Origin of the sequence: Bacillus sp. (in: firmicutes), assembly GCA_012842745.1 — a bacterium.
Classification (GTDB): Bacteria; Bacillota; Bacilli; order Bacillales; family Bacillaceae_J; genus Schinkia.
Genome location: DUSF01000004.1, coordinates 97,872 through 112,644 on the forward strand (window position 1 = coordinate 97,872; position 14,773 = coordinate 112,644).

At 39.3% G+C, this 14,773-nt stretch carries 9 protein-coding genes; 2 read left to right on the forward strand and 7 right to left on the reverse strand.

The genetic code is table 11. The features are described 5' to 3' along the window. Window positions 1–213: 213 nt before the first annotated feature. Window positions 214–894: a TerC family protein gene (locus tag GX497_00985; GenBank protein ID HHY71811.1), complete on the forward strand. Its 681-nt coding sequence runs from the start codon at window positions 214–216 to the stop codon at window positions 892–894. A gap of 88 nt (window positions 895–982) precedes the next feature. Here the strand turns inward: GX497_00985 and GX497_00990 are convergent, their stop codons facing one another. After that, complete coding sequence (locus GX497_00990) at window positions 983–1,597, reverse strand: DedA family protein (protein HHY71812.1); 615 nt, start codon at window positions 1,595–1,597, stop codon at window positions 983–985. Between the two features lie 179 nt (window positions 1,598–1,776). On the opposite strand from GX497_00990, the gene GX497_00995 reads away from it, so the two are divergent. Then, complete coding sequence (locus tag GX497_00995) at window positions 1,777–2,043, forward strand: hypothetical protein (protein HHY71813.1); 267 nt, start codon at window positions 1,777–1,779, stop codon at window positions 2,041–2,043. Window positions 2,044–2,087: 44 nt separating this feature from the next. Here the strand turns inward: GX497_00995 and GX497_01000 are convergent, their stop codons facing one another. From GX497_01000 to GX497_01025, 6 genes are all read right to left on the reverse strand, one after another. Further along, window positions 2,088–2,864 carry a DUF2268 domain-containing protein gene (locus GX497_01000; GenBank protein ID HHY71814.1) on the reverse strand — a complete coding sequence of 259 codons (777 nt, stop codon included), beginning with the start codon at window positions 2,862–2,864 and terminating at the stop codon, window positions 2,088–2,090. 556 nt (window positions 2,865–3,420) lie between these two features. Beyond that, window positions 3,421–4,740 (reverse strand): HlyC/CorC family transporter, encoded by a 1,320-nt coding sequence (locus GX497_01005; protein ID HHY71815.1) that lies wholly within the window; start codon window positions 4,738–4,740, stop codon window positions 3,421–3,423. 321 nt (window positions 4,741–5,061) lie between these two features. Continuing rightward, entirely contained in the window at window positions 5,062–8,622 is a 3,561-nt protein-coding gene (locus tag GX497_01010) for a cadherin-like domain-containing protein (protein HHY71816.1), read from the reverse strand. A gap of 374 nt (window positions 8,623–8,996) precedes the next feature. Then, a complete protein-coding gene (locus tag GX497_01015) occupies window positions 8,997–11,417 on the reverse strand; it encodes a hypothetical protein (protein ID HHY71817.1) in 2,421 nt (806 codons plus the stop codon). Window positions 11,418–11,438: 21 nt separating this feature from the next. Next, complete coding sequence (locus tag GX497_01020; protein ID HHY71818.1) at window positions 11,439–13,460, reverse strand: leucine-rich repeat protein; 2,022 nt, start codon at window positions 13,458–13,460, stop codon at window positions 11,439–11,441. A 203-nt stretch (window positions 13,461–13,663) separates the two neighbouring features. Further along, a partial coding sequence (locus GX497_01025) for a hypothetical protein (protein ID HHY71819.1) occupies window positions 13,664–14,773 on the reverse strand: 1,110 nt, incomplete at its 5' end.

The window sequence follows — 14,773 nt, forward strand, 5'->3', positions numbered from 1 at the left end:
ACAAAAGCGCCCTATACCTTATATGATAAATACATAATTTAATTAAGCTTTTCTTTCCAAAGGGGAGTAGCGTCAAGGTTTAACCTTGAAACAAAGTCGTCAATTCATGGAGTGCTATCCATCGGCTTTGTTAACATGATACATGTTTAGCAAGACCTTTGCCTTATTTAAAAATGGGGCAAGGGTCTTTTTTATTTTTTATAAAATGGAGGTATGGAAATGGAATTTCTTACAGCACTATTAGCAATTGTTATCATCGATTTAGTTTTGGCAGGTGATAATGCCATTGTCATTGGGCTTGCCGCACGAAATTTACCGAAAGAAAAACAAAAAACCGTTATATTATGGGGAACAATTGGCGCCGTCCTCATCCGCGCCCTTGCAACCATCGCGATTGTATGGCTGCTAAAAGTCCCAGGATTGCTGCTTGTCGGCGGCATTCTCCTAGTCTGGATTGCGTATAAGTTATTAGTTGAGGAAAAAGGGCATGAAGTAAAAGCTGGTGATAGTATAATGGCAGCGATTAGAACGATTATTATTGCCGATGCAGCAATGGGGATTGACAATGTATTAGCCGTTGCAGGTGCAGCACAGGGCAGTGTTTGGCTTGTCATTTTAGGATTAATGATTTCGGTTCCGATTGTCGTTTGGGGAAGCACCATTATCATTAAATGGATGGAGCGTTATCCGGTTATTATTACAATTGGTTCCGGAATACTAGCTTGGACTGCGGCAAAAATGATTGTTGCTGAACCTTTCATGAAAACATTTTTTGCAAACGACTTTTTGAAATACGGCTTTGAATTTCTCGTAATAGCCGCAGTTATTGTTGCAGGTAAAATAAAGAAAATGAATCGCTCAAAAAACCAACTAGCGACAGATCATCTTTCTTAGAAATAAAGGGCTGTCATCATTGCTATAGTAGAAACAATGATGACAGCCCTTTTCACCTATGTATTTAGATAGTTATGTTTTTTTTAAATCACATTTTTTTTGCTTTCCTTGATTTAATAAAAGTAAACAGAAAAATAAGAAAAACAATAACAATCCCAACATAAGCAACATTGGAATAAACATCCATATATCCCACAATCGAATCCCAAGATTCCCCCACTGAAGCGCCAAGTTTAATAAGTACAATATTCCAGATACATGTTCCGACTGTTGTCAAAATAAGAAATAAAACGAATTTCATATTGGACATTCCCGCTGGAATGGAAATTAAACTTCTAATTAACGGCACAAAGCGGCAAAAAAATACCGTCCACGGCCCATATTTATCAAACCAAGCATCCGCTTTATATAAATCGTCTCTTGTTAAGCGCAGGATGCGCCCCCATTTGTCAATGATTTTTTCCATATTTTCTACGTCTAAAAGCAAGCCGATTCCGTAAAGGACAACAGCGCCAAGCACGGAGCCAATCGTTGAGGCAATTACGACGCCCGTAATTGTTAAATCAGTATTAGTTGTCATAAACCCGCCAAAAGTCAAAATGACTTCTGAAGGTATTGGCGGAAAAATATTTTCCAGTGCAATCAAAAGCAAAATTCCAATATACCCATAATCATTAATAATATTTATTAACCAATTTTCCATACTACACTCCTACTCATTATTCTTTAGGATTTTCCACTATAGTATAACAAGAATACAAGAAAAAAACGAAAACTTTTCACAATTCAAACGAAAACCCTACTATATTTGTCCTAGCTAGCTACTCGTCCACATTCATATACTGTTGTGTACTCAATTATATGAATGTAGGGGGTGAACGAATGTCTGCACATTATTATCATTTATGTTGCAAAAATATTGGCAGGCCTGTTGAAATAAGAACTCGTGACGGAAGAGTCCATAGAGGTATGATAACACATGTTGATAATCGGAATGTTTATGTTAGACCATTTGGAGGCGGGCGAAATCTAGGAGGCTTTGGATTTGGATTTTGGAGGCCTTGGGGCTTTGGTGTTGCTGCATTTGGAATTGGCGTTGCATTTGGATCGATTGCTACACTTGCTTTCCTTCCATTTTTCTGGTGGTAAACAAATGAAGCGGGACAAGGGGCGGGTCCCTTGTCCCGCTTCATTTATATTTGCGCAATTTCATTTGCTTCTTTGACTAATAAATCTTTACTACCAATCCCCTTTTCATCTACATATTTTTTCACTAAATAATAGCCAACACAATAACCAAGCATTTTCGGGTATGATAAACGCATTCCATACAATAGCTCATGATGCTGACGTTGGACATTTCTTATATTTCTATTTGGAAGGATTAACCTTTGCCACATTTTTTCAAGCTCATCATTTGAATAATATGATGTATAGCCCGCTTGGTATTGCGTACCGAATCTTTCCCGAACGGCATTTTCCGCCAATCCCTCCAAAATAATCGTATCTAATAAAACATAATCTGCTTCTTTTTTCGAAAATTTACATAAACGGCACACATGATTATATTCATGGGTCAAGAGTGCCTTTAGTTCATTTTCTGATGTCTGTTCTGAAACAAATAAAAATAATTTGTCCTTAAAGGCTAAGCCTGACTTTCCGTTAAACTCTTGTTTAATTTTGCGGTTTCTCGAATCTGCTGGAAAAATAAAAATCGGGACATTCGGCCCGCCCCACAATTTCCGCAGTAAGCGCTGCTCTTTCTCGGCAATTTCCCACACTTTATTTTTTCGTATCACCTCGACTTGCTCCATTCCTCTACGATAAGGGCGATACATACCATGCACTGTTAAATAGTCATAAATTTCCGGAGCAGAAACGCCAGCAAAAAATTCAGTAAGCTTTTCACATAATTCAATTGGGTTATCGTAAGAATTGACTAACCATTCATCTGTTCTGATAACGCTCATATCAACACCTCATTTTCGGAAGCAGGGGACGGTTCGATAGTACTGAAAAAGTAGTTTTCATAATGCACATATATTTCAAATATATGGCAATCGGACAATAAATCGCCTTGGGCGGACAATAAGTTGCCTGATCTCGACAATAAATGCCTCTTATTGGACAATAAAAGTGATTCTAGGACAATAAGTTTGAAATGGCTCGATTTTTTCAGGCGTCTCGGACGGTTCTTGTGCTTCCATGCATATTTTTTCTCGTATAAATACGATATGCAGATGTTCTATAAGCGCTACTATCACCAGAAGGACTGATACCACGCAATCCAGCAAGGAATCCTAGTCCTTATAACAAAATACTTGTGAACTTCCCTATTACACAGATCACTAAAATCAACGCTAAATGGAGAAAAGCCATAACAATCATATCTTCTATTTCTTCTTCCATATACTGTCTCCCCCTGCAACATTACTACTTTAGTATATTTAGACAAGTTATAAATTATGAAAAAAAGCTATAAAAAAGAGAGTCAACCAAATAATTGATTGCTCTCCTAAAAATGTTTTATTCTGAAACAATGGCCAATGATGGAGTCATGCGGGTAATTTTTACTGAGATAATATGGTGCTCTTCCATTTCGACCACCTTAAATTGGTAGTCGAGCTTTTCAATATAATCACCTTGTTCTATATCTAAATTCTCCGTTAAAATCCAGCCGCCGATTGTGTCAACATCTTCATGGTTTATTTGTATTCCAAGAAGTTCATTAATATCATCAACTAAAACCTTTCCATCAACTACAAATTCATCATCATCCAATTTTTGAATTGGCGGTTTTTCATCAATATCAAATTCATCGTGAATATCGCCGACAATTTCTTCAATAATATTTTCAACAGTCACTAACCCAGATGTTCCGCCATACTCATCTACTAAAATTGCCATATGAATTCGTTCTTTTTGCATTTTCAAAAGCAAATCATGAATTGGAAGAGATTCAATGACTTTAATTAATGGTCTGATATAATGTTCTACTGTATCATTTAGATTAACGGTGCCACCAACAAAATCTTTAAAAATCTCTTTCATATGAATAATCCCAATAATATTGTCCTTATCCCCATCCATGACAGGGTATCTTGTAAACTGTTCCTCGCGAATTAACTCGATAAGCTCTTGCATTGTCTGACTTTTTTCAATCACAACCATTTCAGTTCGTGGAATCATAATTTCCTTGGCAATTCTATTGTCAAAGTCAAAAATATTTTGTACATATTGATATTCAGATTGATTGATTTCGCCGCTTTCATAGCTTTCAGAAAGAATGTAACGCAACTCTTCCTCAGAGTGAACGACTTCATGTTCAGATGCTGGCTTCAAACCTACTAATCTTGTTAGACCACGAGCAGAACCATTCAGCACCCAAATAAATGGATACATAATTTTATAGAATATCATCAATGATTTAGCAGTTCTTAAGCTGACTTCTTCAGCTTTTTGAATTGCTAAAGTTTTTGGAGCCAATTCACCAACAACTACGTGCAGGAATGTAATCAACGCAAAAGCAATCGCAAAAGAAAGGACCGTAGCAACGGAATCAGGAATATGAAGGCTCTCAAATATAGGGTGCAACAGTCGCTCAATCGTTGGTTCACCTAACCAACCTAACCCTAAAGCTGTTATTGTAATTCCTAATTGGCAAGCTGAAAGGTATTCATCTAAATTGCTAATAACCTTTTTCGCTGCGAGAGCTTTTTTATTCCCTTCATCAATCAATTGTTCAATCCTTGAGCTTCTCACTTTCACAAGCGCAAATTCCGCTGCGACAAAATAACCTGTCATCGCAATAAGAATGGCGACCAAAAATATGTTTACTATGTCCAAATGAGGACTCATGCCCAGTTAAACTGAGCAGAGTCATTCACCCCCTACTAAATGCTAAAATGACACTTAGTTACTAATGTAACTGCTGTTCATTTCATTTATTCATTGTTTATATTAGAAAGAATTATAGCATAAAAAGCATGCGGTTACACGTTTAACTTCCACAGCATTTTTTTCATAGACTATCCGTAATATGATTATTTTCTATCTTAATTATTCATCAAAAACGTAATTAGTGACCTTGAGCTGGCCCAAAAGTGACTATAGGCAAAAGAAAACAAAACGAACTCCTTCCATATAACTGAAGGAGTTCGTTGTTGATTATTTTAGCAATCTAGTAATCATCACAACAGCTTCTGCTCTTGTCGCTTTTCCTTTTGGGTTGAAGGTCCCATCTGGGAAGCCACCTACTAATTGATGTTTTGCCACTGCGGCGATGAATGATTTGGCCCAAGCAGAAATTTCGGTATCGTCTTTAAAGGCAGTACCAGCTTCTTGAACATCTAACTTAGCTGCACGAGCAATGATTACTGCCATTTGTTCTCGAGTAATTGAATCGTTTGGTGTGAATTTATCTGCTCCTAGGCCTGCTGCGATTCCATTTGCCACGGCTGTTGAGATGCAATCCTTTGCCCAGTGGCTCGTTGTATCTGCGAATGTTTTACCCTGTTCACATGTTAAGCCAAGCGCCCTAACTGTTATTGATGCAAACTCCGCTCTTGAAATGTTGTTGTTCGGCATGAAAGTTCCATCTGGGAACCCTTTGATTATACCTTTTGAAACTAGCCCTTCAATTTCCTTCTCTGCCCAATGTCCTTTAATATCAGTGAAAGAATCTTTTAGCGGCTGAATAGTCTCTATTTGTTCTTGTACCGTTAATTCTTCCTTTTTAGTTGCTAAAACAGCAAATTTAGTAAAATGATTCACTTCACCACTTACTTTACCGGAAACTATATCTAGTTTTACATTTTCAAGTTCGGCCCATTCCTTCGTTGCTGCATTGAACAAGACTATACTAACCGTAAAGTTTGTTTCATCATATTTTGATTTGTCGAATGGTAGCGTAATCGTGACAGCTTTATCGAAATTGCCTGCTTGATCTTTCGTAATTTCGTAAACATCACTAATTAGTTTACTGTTTTCTTGTATTAGCAGATTAGAAGTACCAGCTTCTTTCTTTATGACTACTGTAAAATTACGGCGAAGGGCGGTAGCTGGAATGACAATTTTTGCACCTTCGTATTCAATAATTCCCCCAACAGAAGCTAAAATATAATAGGCGTTTTTTGGAGGCAAAATTGTGCCACCGCCGCTACTTTCACTACCTCCAGCATTATTTGTACTACCTTCCGGTGATTTAATTGGCCCAACATATGGACTCATTGTAGCGATTCCAATTGTATCTCCAGTTGTTGCAATTGGTGTAACTTCAAAGGCGATATATTTTCCAATATCATCTGGAGCTGGTTTGTAAGTTGTATTCGTTGCTCCTGTAATAGGTACTGCATTAGTCCCATTTTGGTCGCTTGCTTGATACCATTTATAGGTTGATTTCGCTTCTGCATCACCGTCTACATCTTGATAAGCATAACTACCTGTTAATGTTGAACCTACCATTTTTGTTCCAGTAACATCTACATTGGTTGCCACAGGTTTTTGATTAAAAATAGGCCGAGGTGTACTAGTTGTTAAAAAAGATACAATTGAACCGTAAGCAATCCCATTTTCGTTTTCCGCATAAGCGCGAACATAGTACGTTGTGTCCGGATTCAAGCCTGTTACATCTGCCGTAAACACACCTGTCCCGCTTCCAGAGATGACAATTGTATCGGCCGTTGTCACATTCCTATCAGTTGAATAAACAAAACCACGTTCTGTAACAGGTGAGTCTCCATCTGATATTACTGTTCCACTAAATGTTGCCTTTGTATCACTGACCCCAACAATCAGCCCAGTTTGTACAATCGCTTCTGTTGATGGGGGTTTTTGGATGGTAATCGTAATAGTGGACGTTGCACTTCCGCCATATCCGTTATTCACTAAAACTGTAAAACTATCTTTTCCAACATAATCGGTATTCGGTGTATATAGCCAAGTCCCGTCCAAATTCACTTGGACTGTTCCATTTGTTGGATCACTCCCCTTAGTATAGGTGAGAGGATCACCATCTGCATCTGTTGCTGCTACCGCTCCGTTCACTTGAGTATTTTTCATAGTCGCCTCTTGGTAGTCGCTTACTATTGGTGCCTGTTTTTCTATCCACTTCGCATAAAAAGTAATAGGTGAGCTGCCCATTATAAACGTATCATTTGCCGCATAATTAACCCCTTTTCCATCGGCGGCTGTGTTCCAGCCGGCAAATACATAACCTGATTTCACAAGACTGCCCTGACCCGCTACGATTACATTTGCATTGTATTCATAGCTCATTGCATTTGGAGGTGTCCCCCCTGTTGAACCATTGCCATCATATGTGACCGTATATTGATTGGCTTCCCACTTGGCATATAATGTCATGTCACCTGCCCCCATTGGAAACTGAGCATCCTCCATATACGTTATTCCGCTGCCATCAGCTTTCGTATTCCAGCCCGCAAATGTATGGTTCGCTTTAGTAAGATTACCCATGTTGCCATATACGGTAACTGAAGTCCCTTTTTCATAATAAGCACTGTCACTCGGTACAGCCCCGGCGTCATGTCCGTTGCCATTGTATGTGATGTTATAAGCAGGTGAAAGCATCCGGATCCGATGATTTGCCGTGTCCGCAATGAAGAGATTACCGCTGTTATCAATAGCCAAGCCATGTGGTGTACTTAATTGAGCCTCCGTCGCAGGTCCGTTGTCACCTGAATATCCTTTAGTTCCATTTCCAGCAATGGTTGTTATCGTGCCGTCGCTATCCACTTTACGAATTCGATGATTGTATGTGTCCGCAATGAAGAGATTACCGCTGCTGTCAATAACCAATTGTTGTGGAGTATTCAATTGAGCCTCTGTAGCAGGTCCATTATCCCCTGAATATCCTCCTCCTTGACCTCTAGCTCCAAACCCCGCAATGGTCGTAATGACGCCATCACTGTCCACTTTACGAATTCGATGATTGAATGAATCCGTAAAGAACAGATTACCGTTGTCAATAGCCAAGTCCGTCGGCCCATACAACGTAGCCTTCGTAGCAAGCCCATCGTCCCCCGAATAATTTCCAGCTCCATTCCCGGCGATGGTCGTAATCGTACCTTTGTCCACTTTACGAACACGGTTATTCCAATTGTCGGCGATGAAGAGATTGCCGCTGTTGTCAATAACCAATCCACGGGGGCTGCACAGTTTAGCTGCTGTAGCAGAATCATTGTCCCCTGAATATCCGCATCCTTCACCATAACCTCCAACCCCCGCAATGGTCGTAATCCTGCCTTTACTGTCCACCTTACGAACTCGATGATTACCATCATCGGCAATGAAGAGATTGCCGCTATTATCAATAGCCATTCCATATGGATGTGCCAATTGTGCTTCGGTAGCTGGTCCATCGTCCCCTGAATTTCCTTCAGTTCCATTTCCAGCAATCGTCGTAATGACGCCATCGCTGTCTACTTTACGAATTTTAAAATTGACTGTGTCCGCAATGAGAAGATTGCCGCTGTTGTCAATAACCAATCCACGGGGCTCGTACAGTTGAGCTGCTGTAGCAGATTCTCCGTCCCCCGAATATCCAGCTTTTCCAGTTCCAACAATAGTTTTAATAATATAACCTTCTGCATAAGCCTTCGAAACTAAACTGCTTTGGAATGCTCCAAAAACCAATTGAACAATTGTAAAAAGGACTGTAAATAACAATGCTTTATTATTCATCCAATAGGAATCATCTTTATTTACCATTCTTATCTCCTTTCGATTTTTTTCAGTGATTCTCCTTTAAAGACCTCACTTTATCACAGATGCTACATTTATTGGTGCCCTAAACGTAAGTAGTGACCTTTGGCTAGTCAAAAAGTGACTATAGGCCAAAATTGACGCGCAGGACATTTACTACCCCTTTCACCCATGCTAGAATTGCGCCGTTATTGGCAAGTAAAATTATACTTTTAAAAAGTCATCTTATTTATGATAAAGGTCATGAATAAGTCATGAATAAGTCATGAATAAGTCATAACTTTAAGGCCGCCTGCTTTAAATTAAACAGCATCTACACTTATGTGCAGATGCTTTTTAATCGACTATCCGTACCATGACTATTTTCTATCAAGAAATCCTTATTGATTTTCCTCTTGATCCAACATGCGAATGAGCATGGTCACCGCTTCCGCCCGTGTTGCTGTACCGTTTGGAACGAAATGATTTTCGCCGCGACCATTCACGATACCGATTTTGTGCACAGCATTTACTGCCCCTTTCCCCCATGTTGGAACCGCTTCGTCATCTGCAAATGGACTTACAGCATTTGCACCCAATTCCAGTTTCATTGCCCGAGCGAACATCACGGTCATTTCCATTCGAGTAATGAAAGCACTTGGTCGGAAGCTACCGTCATCATACCCGGCAACAATTCCTGCTTGGACCATACGGTCAATAGCCTCTTTCGCCCATGAACCGATTTGTTGACTGTCAACAAACCCTGTAGATGTAGCTGTTCCTTCTAATTTCAAGGCTTTTGAAAGCATCACGGCGAATTCAGCACGTGTAACCGATGCGTTCGGTTTAATTGTCCTGTCTGGATATCCTTCTATAATTCCTTTTGCTAATGCTTGGTTAATATAGCTTTCTGCCCAATGACCTTTGATGTCCGAAAACGTTACAGCTGATGCCGCAGACGTAGGATTCATTTCACCAGGTTTAAGCGCTGGTTCCTCTATTTTTTCTGGTGTTGGTTCCTTTGCTTTTGAAGGTGTTGGTTTAAGTGAAATTCCTCCACCACCTCCACTACTTCCATCGCTATCCGACGATTTAGCCGTCGGTGCAATCGAGGTAAGTTCCTCACTTTCCATTCCCATAAGGTTGAATGCCTTGATGGTAAACGTATAGGTCGTGCCTGCTTTCAATCCCGTAATGACTTGTTCGTTCACGTTACTCTCTACGGTTACATACTCTATGCCATTGACATAAATTCGGTAGCCGGTCACTCCTGCGTTATCGGTCACACTTGGCCAAGAAAGTTTCACGCTTGTTTGTGCAACGCTCGATACGAATAATATGCTACCATTTGGCCATATCGGTGCTGTTGGTTCTTCCGGATTTGGAGAATCCGTTTGCTTCGGTTTGACGACCACATTCACCTTCGCTGTTATGTTCTGTGGATTTCTAACATCCTCTGCCAATGTTCCAGTAAATGTATATTTTTCTGCTATATTGCCGTCGTACGTTGGACTTCCACTGTCCCAAGTGACGCCTAGGCTTCGGCTTGTTTGATCAGTTAGCGTCACTTGAACCGTTAAAGGTAACGGCAATGATGAACGGGAGGTTCCATAGGCTACCTCGATGTCAGCAAGCAACTCCACGTTTTCTAGCGACAAATCTTCCTTTTTATAGTTAAATTCTACTGTTACCGCTCCGTCCTCGGTTGTTAAAGTTACTTCTTTACTAGTAGCATCTGCTAATGTATATCCTGCTATTTCTTTCGAATGTACTGTGTAAGTTCCTAGTTCCCTAGTTAATGTTTCTGCCTCTAATACAACTTTAGTATCCATATCTATGTGGTTTATTATAATTACCGCTGTATCTGGAGTTACAAAATCTTCCCTGTATTTAAAATCAACAACCACTTCTTGATTTTTAGAAGTCAGGCTCACTTGTTTACTTGGTGCATCTACCAAGGTATATCCTGGTATATTTTTAGAGTTTACAGTGTGTGTCCCTAATTCCTTTGTCATGATTTCTCTGTCTAATACATTATTCGTATCAATGTCTAGATGGTTGACTTGAATAGTTGCAGTGTCCGGAACGATAGGTGCCGGATTTACTACTACCTTTAATTTTACATTCAAGTTTAGTGGATTCGCTACATCCCCTGCCAACGTTCCGGTGAATGTATATTCTCCCGCTGTGTTGCCGTCATACGTTGGACTTCCACTGTCCCATGTGACACCTATATTTCGGCTTGTTTGATCGCTTAGGGTAACCTCTACCGCAGATGGCAATAGTAATGCCGAACGCTCCGTTCCATAAGATACTGTGATGTCGGTGAGAGGAGACACACTTTCAACCGAAAGACTTTGCTTTAGCTGTGGCACAAAATAAAACGGAATAGAGTTCCCAGCAACACTTACTAGTGCTTGCCGCCAATCAGTCGCTATCTCCGTACTTTCCCCAAGTACGACATAATGAATACGATAATAAACAGCATATATTGGCACTGGGTTAGATTCAGAGACATACATAGAGGCATCTCCCATGCGAATTGTCGGGCTGAGGGACGGTGCTTTAGAAGTAGCATAAGGCTGATTATCTCTTCGAATCTCAAATTCTGTAAATGCATAATGATAGATTTCATCATCCAAGCCACTTACTTGAAAGCGAAAGCTCTCCAATGCTTCTCCATGAATAATATTGCCATCAGCATCTGAAAGAAGTAGCCGATTTTCTATTGCATCTCCTAATATACTAGCAGGGAATGTACTAATTGTTAAAACAATGATTAAAAATAAAAGATTGATCCGTCTCACTATACTATTCCTCATAATTACCACCTTGATTCCTTGTTATGGTGTAATTTTATGGACATCAAATTGACCGTCTAATGCAGGTACAGCGTACATCCTTACATACAGACTCAGCCCAGTTGTAGAAAGTTTCACCTCTACCAATTGTTCATTGTCTTCCCCATTTAACATTCCTTGTAATTTTGTGAAGCTACCATTTTCATCTTCTTCTCCCATCGAATTGATGCGTACCCCAGTGAGACTGCCCGTGATGCCGTTGGAATTAATACTAGTAAAGGTTCCAACCAACAACTGATTAGGGTCATAAACTAATGTTGAGAATGACTTATTTGGATGTACCGAAAGTACTGGTAGAAGTTGATGTGTAGCTGGCGATAATTCCTCTTCCCATTCCGCAAAAATCGTAATATTGCCTGTTATAGTTTTAAAATCATAATCAGACTCTGTATTTGTCCGCCATTTCTTAAAAACAGTATTTTCTTTTGTAGGAACGGTAATAGGCTTGACTAAAGGCTCGCCAGGTTTAATTGTATGAGACGGGAAAGAACCTTCCCCACCTTTTAAATCAAAGGATGCAATCCTTCCGACCAATTGTACTGATCTACTGCTATTTAAAGCCCATTTATGAGCCGTGCTGTTTTCTTCTGTTATTATGATTGCTGATGATGGAACAGCTTCTGCACCAATAATTTCAGTATTTCTAGGTAAAGAAATATATTCCAAAGGATTAAAGTAAAAAGCCATTTCATCAATTTTAATAACACTTTCCGGGATAATAACATTTTTCAATTGATTGCCCGCAAAAGTAAGGAGATTAATTCTAGTCAAATTATTAGGCAGACTAACTTTTGTAAGTTGATTAGCTTGGAAAGCGTGGTTACCAATGCTAGTTACACTATCTGGTATAACAATACTTAGAAGCTGATTGACCATAAATGCAGAGTCCCCAATACTTGTTACAGTATTTGGGATAATAACACTTTGTAATCCTTTCTCCTTAAAAGCTCTATCCCCTATTTTTTTTACAGTTACCCCATCTATCCTTTCAGGAATGACTACATTTACCTCTGTACCTATATATCCTGTTATAGTGCCGGTGTCTTTATCGAATTGGAATGCACCTTCGTCTTGAATTGATTCTTCCCATCCCGCAAGAATCGTTATATCACCTGTTATAGTCCTAAAATCATAAACTTCCCTATTATCTGTCCGCCAGTTTTTAAAAACTGCTCCTTCTTTAATAGGGATAGCTTTAGGTTTAATTAAAGGATTTTCCAAACTTACAGTATGGTCAGGAAAGTAACCTTCCCCTCCTTTTAAATTAAAGGTTGCGGTTTTTCCTACTAATTGCACCGCCATACCATTTTTTACAGCCCAAGAATGAGCTGCACTGTTTTCTTCAGCTATTATGATAGCTGATGGCGGAATAGAATCTGAAACAATATTTTCGATATTTTTTGGTGTTGAAATATATTCTATAGGATTCATATAAAAAGCTGCTTGACCAATTCTAATAACACTTTTCGGGACAGACACATTTTCCAATTGATTGTCTGCAAAGGTAAGTAACTTAATTGTAGTCATGTTATTTGAAAGAACCACTTTTGTAAGTTGATTGGATTGAAAACCTGATTCTCCAATATCAATTACGCTATTTGGGATATTAACTTCTTTTAGTTGATTATGAGAAAAGGCATCATTACCAATACTAGTTACGCTATTTGGGATAATAACACTTTGTAATCCTTTCTCCTTAAAAGCTCTATCCCCTATTTTTTTTACGGTTACCCCTTGTATTCTTTCAGGAATGACTACATTTACTTCTGTACCTATATATCCTGTTATAGTGCCGGTGTCTTTATTGAATTGAAAAAAATTTTCGTCTGTTTGCGTAATACTAAATTCATATTCTAAGTCGGCATCTTCTAGAATATCTTCTTCCTTATGAACATCTTCCTCAACAGGCACTTCAGCTTGCATATCCCTTGCGGTTACTGTAAAAGGGAGAAGAATAAATAATAAGATAATTGTTAGTAGGAAACTTACATGCTTCTTCGTCATAAAAACCCCCATAACTTTTTAATTCCTATAAATAAACATGGTAAAAACAATTATACTTTTTAAAAGTCATATTCTTTATGACAATAGTCATGATAAAGTCATAACTTTACAAGGGCTTATTTAAAACAGAAAAGCATCCACACTTATGTATGGATGCTTTATCATATACTGTCTGTATCATGATTATTTTGCATTTAAAATCCTTATTGAATTTCCTCTTGTTCCAACATCCGAATAAGCATGGCTGCGGATTCGGCACGTGTTGCAGAGCCGCTTGGAACGAATTGATTCTGACTGCGACCATTCACGATACCGATTTTGTGCACGACATTCACTGCCCCTTTCGCCCATGTTGGGATTGCTTCGTCATCTGCAAATGGACTTACTGCATTTGCGGCTAATTCCAGCTTCATTGCCCGAGCAAACATCACCGCCATTTCCGTTCTTGTAATGGAGGCGCTTGGTCGGAAGCTACCATCATTGTAGCCGGAAACAATTCCAGCCTGTACCATGCGGTCAATGGCCTCTTTTGCCCATGCTCCTATTTGGGTACTATCAGCAAATTCGGTAGGTGCAGCTGTTCCTTCTAGCTTCAATGCTTTTGCGAGCATCACGGTGAATTCAGCACGAGTGACTGGGTTGTTCGGTTTAAACGTTCCATCTGGGTAACCACCTACAATTCCCCTAGCTGAGGCCTGATTAATATAGCTTTCCGCCCAATGGCCTACACTGTCATTAAATTCAATAGTGGAGCTAACCGGGCTTTTTGGTTCATTAAATTCATTGGATTCCTTTGTTTCCTGTGAATTCTCTGATTCCCTAATAACCGTAATAATATAAGACTTCTTCTTACCATTTTCTGCTTGGACAAGGATTTCAAACTTATTTTCTCCTTCTTTTAAAGTAACCTCTTGCCCATTTCCTAATGGTTTCCCTTGCAGTGTCAACTTTGACTTGTCCTTCGCCGGATTTGCCAGCAATTCAATTTTCTCCGCTTTTGTTTTAATCGTATAGTGAGTTATGTTTGGAGAAAAAGATGGTGTTAATGACAGCTTCCTGCCGTTGCTCCAAATTGCCAGGTCATTTAAATCAGTATTGCCGGATGACAGGTTGCTACTTTTATTTTCTTCGTCATCAGAGCTGCTTGAACTACCTCCGGAACCGCTTGAAGGTTTGGCTGTCGTTACTTTTGCACTAAGCAATTCGCTCTCTTTCCCCGCTTCATTAAATGCTTTGATGGCAAATGTATAGCTTGTATCTGCTTTCAGTCCGGTAACAACTTGTTCGTTCACATTATCAGCTACAGTTACATA

Bases quoted from the DNA above. Each gene is read 5' to 3' on its own strand.
- GX497_00985 (HHY71811.1), top strand. From the start codon at position 214: ATGGAAATGGAATTTCTTACAGCACTATTAGCAATTGTTATCATCGAT.
- GX497_00990 (HHY71812.1), bottom strand. From the start codon at position 1,597: ATGGAAAATTGGTTAATAAATATTATTAATGATTATGGGTATATTGGA.
- GX497_00995 (HHY71813.1), top strand. From the start codon at position 1,777: ATGTCTGCACATTATTATCATTTATGTTGCAAAAATATTGGCAGGCCT.
- GX497_01000 (HHY71814.1), bottom strand. From the start codon at position 2,864: ATGAGCGTTATCAGAACAGATGAATGGTTAGTCAATTCTTACGATAAC.
- GX497_01010 (HHY71816.1), bottom strand. From the start codon at position 8,622: ATGGTAAATAAAGATGATTCCTATTGGATGAATAATAAAGCATTGTTA.
- GX497_01015 (HHY71817.1), bottom strand. From the start codon at position 11,417: ATGAGGAATAGTATAGTGAGACGGATCAATCTTTTATTTTTAATCATT.
- GX497_01020 (HHY71818.1), bottom strand. From the start codon at position 13,460: ATGACGAAGAAGCATGTAAGTTTCCTACTAACAATTATCTTATTATTT.